Source organism: Aeromicrobium sp., from assembly GCF_049587115.1.
Classification (GTDB): Bacteria; Actinomycetota; Actinomycetes; order Propionibacteriales; family Nocardioidaceae; genus Aeromicrobium.
Map to the genome: position 1 here is coordinate 1 of NZ_JBAVDI010000091.1, position 1,818 is coordinate 1,818.

The 1,818-nt window shown below is 68.3% G+C and carries 3 protein-coding genes; all 3 read right to left on the bottom strand.

What is annotated here, in order from left to right:
- The coding region (locus WB461_RS08945; RefSeq protein ID WP_423852386.1) for a hypothetical protein at window positions 1-368 on the bottom strand (368 nt) is incomplete at its 3' end.
- Window positions 361-1,122, bottom strand: a complete 762-nt coding sequence (locus WB461_RS08950; protein WP_423852387.1) for a helix-turn-helix domain-containing protein — start codon at window positions 1,120-1,122, stop codon at window positions 361-363. The genes WB461_RS08950 and WB461_RS08945, both read right to left, overlap by 8 nt.
- A gap of 60 nt (window positions 1,123-1,182) precedes the next feature.
- A partial coding sequence (locus WB461_RS08955) for a class I SAM-dependent methyltransferase (RefSeq protein WP_423852388.1) occupies window positions 1,183-1,818 on the bottom strand: 636 nt, incomplete at its 5' end.

Consider the following 1,818-nt stretch of genomic DNA (forward strand, 5'->3'; position numbering starts at 1 on the left):
CCGCCGGCGCCGGAGCGGGCCGCCGCGCGTTCGCCGACCCCTTCGGGGATGAGGACGTCGATCTGGGCACGGTCGCGACGCCAGCGGTGCTGAAATCCGTCGCCGGACATGTCGGGGGTGAAGCCCATGTCCTTCAACGCGCTGGTGAAGGTGACCAAGATCGTCGGGGAGGTCCGGATGTTGACGACCGTGTCGACGTCGTTGGTTGGACGGATCGGCAGGACGCCGCGCTCGGCGCAGTGCAGGTGCACCAGCTGGCCGCCAATGAGGGTCCAGTCGGAGCTGACGAGCTCGTAGAGGTCCATGAGGGCGTGCCAGGACTGCTTCTGGGCCTCACTCATGGCAGGAAGTTCGACGGTCTCAGCCACGGCCGGCTCCGACTGCGTAGGCTCCGCGTGCGACGAATTGGGCGTGCAGGTCGACGACCGTGCGGACGGCTTCGCTCTTCTCGCGGACACCGTCATGCTCGGCCAGGTCGGCAGCGAGCGCGAGTGGGGAGCGGGCGACATCCTCGAGGGTGAGTGCCGGGTTGTCGGCTTCTGAAGAAACGACGTGGAGTATGACGTTCGCGCGGGAGCGGTGTGCGGGGGAGAGCAGGTAGTCGTCGATGAGGACGTCGAGATCGCCGGAAGACACGTACCCTTCCGCGACGGCGCCGGCGGAGAGGTTCGACTCGGGAAGCGAGATGCCGGAGAGGTGGACGCGCTCGTCGTCGCGGACGTCTGGCAGGTCGCGCGGGGAGGCGCTGAACAGGGCGCGTTCGGCCCGGTTGCGAAGAGCGTGCCCGAGGTGGGCGGCGGCCTCGTCGAGGTCGTCGGAGGAGGCGTTGGCGAGCAGGTTCCGCAGCCGCGACCGAGCGCGGGAACGGGCCGAGGGGCTGAGTTCAGCGGCGGCAAGGTCATGGGCAGCGACGGCGAGCAGGTCCCAGGCGGATTTTGACGACAGGGGGCGCCCAGGTCCGACGTGGTGCCTGACGCGACGCAGGTCGTCCTTCTCGATGGCCCACTGGTTGCCGATCTTCTCAGCGGGCAGGGAGCCTGCTCGGATGCGCTGATGGACGCGCTGAGGGTGGACGCCGAGGATGTCGGCGGCTTCGGCCACGCTCACGCGCGCACTCGACATGATGCCACTTTCCTATCAGTCACCAGAGGTTTGCGACAAACCTATAAAAATATATAGATTTCATGCAAGCCTGTCGGCGCGACAGACGTAGGCGATCGTCGTGTAGTGCTCTATGACGGTGCCGCCGAGGCGGTCGACGGCCTTCGTCGCGGTGGCGATGTGGTCCTGCGTCCACCCGTTGAACGTGCTCAGCAGGTCGGCCATGTGGCGGGTGGTCACCTGATGGCTCCCGCGCCAGGTGTGCACCGCCTCGAGCCGGAAGAGTCCGTCTCGGGTCAGGGCGCGGGACCAGTGCTCCCGGTCCAGAGGAGTGCCGATAGTGGCTGGTGGGCTGCCGAACATCTTGTCGATCACCGCGCGGAACGGTGTCGGCGGCGCCTCGGGATCGGAGAAGACGTGCCAGAACGGCACGAACGAACCGCCTGGGCGCAGGCAGTCACGGATCCTGGGCAGGACCACGGCCAGATCGACCCAGTGCAGGGCGGTCGCGCACACGACGCCGTCGTAGACGCCGGTCGGGTAGGTGGCGTCCTCGGCGGTGCTCCCCTGGACCCGTACGCCCGGTAGGTCCTGGCGGAGTCGAGACGCCAACGCCGGACCCGGCTCGATCGCCTCCACGCTCGCGCCTCGCTGCACCAGCGGCCCGGTGGCCTGTCCGGTGCCAGCCCCGATGTCCAGCACGCGTGCGCCTTCCTG